Annotated in this window: 1 protein-coding gene; it reads right to left on the reverse strand. The window is 62.2% G+C overall.

Annotated elements, in window-relative coordinates; translation table 11 throughout:
- Positions 1 to 198: hypothetical protein (locus RMT89_RS45145; protein WP_315889552.1), on the reverse strand; the 198-nt coding region annotated here is incomplete at its 3' end.
- Positions 199 to 241 lie beyond the last annotated feature (43 nt).

Consider the following 241-nt stretch of genomic DNA (forward strand, 5'->3'; position numbering starts at 1 on the left):
TTTGGACTGCTCTTCGCCGTTTGCCTCGGCTGCATCCGCCGCCTCGTCCCAAGCCTCGTCCCACTTCATCGCGAGGTCATATTCCTCGTCGGTGCCCTCGGTGCTGTATGGGTTGTCGCCAGCTGGGATGCCTTCGCGGTAGGCGATAGCGCCGTCCAGCGCGATCCCCGCCTCATTGCGCTTGATCACAAGGCTCACCGGAGCTGGGTCTTCGAAAACTTCCGGTGCCTCAACGGTGTGT

The organism is Streptomyces sp. P17 (assembly GCF_032436805.1).
Taxonomy (GTDB): Bacteria; Actinomycetota; Actinomycetes; order Streptomycetales; family Streptomycetaceae; genus Streptomyces.